Annotated in this window: 1 protein-coding gene; it reads left to right on the top strand. The window is 46.0% G+C overall.

The window, feature by feature from the left end:
• Positions 1-120: 120 nt before the first annotated feature.
• Positions 121-784 (top strand): GH3 auxin-responsive promoter family protein (locus tag A3766_RS02750; RefSeq protein WP_197479236.1); only part of this gene is annotated, 664 nt, incomplete at its 3' end.

Raw genomic sequence — 784 nt, 5'->3', positions numbered from 1 at the left:
GATTCCTTTCAAGAAAAAACAGAGTCGGCAGAGTCTTCGTCAAAAAGCAGGTCAGGTCAGCAAAGAGCTGGGTGATGATTTGCGCCAAAGAGCTGATTCACAGAATTTGGAGCTATCTTAATGTCATTTCTCGGCTCGCTTGCTTCGAAAGGTTTGCATGTTGCGTCACACGCGCTATCCAACAAGGGTGGCGCAAGATTCCGCAGCGCTTGTCGTTCAGTAGAAGAGTCGCAATTATCGATTCTTCAGGGAATACTAGAAAGCGTTTCAGGAACTGAATCCGCAGCCAAGTATCACCTTAGGGAAAATAGCAGCCTCTCCGAGTTCCAAACATTGCCAATTAGCGATTATGATGTTTGGCACGAGCAAATAGAGCGCCAGCAAGCCGGCCGAGAAAATGTTTTAAGCAACATCAAGTGCGAGCGTTATCAGCCCACGAGTGGTTCCACCTCTAAAATGAAGTGGATTCCCTACAATCAAGCCTTCCTCGATGAATTAGATCAGGCAATTAGTCCCTGGATGGCAGACTTATACCGACAATTTCCTGAGATAAAGCAAGGCAAACATTATTGGTCTTTGTCATGGGTCCCGAGCGATCTAAGGAATAAACTTACGAGCAGCATTAACGATGACTTGCAACTTCTCCCTTGGTGGAAGCGTTTGTTTATGTCAGGGACAATGGCTGTTCCTGAAGCCATTTCACTTGCGAATACTTCTGAGGAATCCTCAATTGCAACGGCATGCTATTTAGTTGCTTGCCGGGACTTGTCGTTTATCTCGGTAT

The organism is Oleiphilus sp. HI0132 (assembly GCF_001635845.1).
Note: the sequence above shows the minus strand (reverse complement) of the source record. Positions and strands in the feature narration are given on the sequence as shown.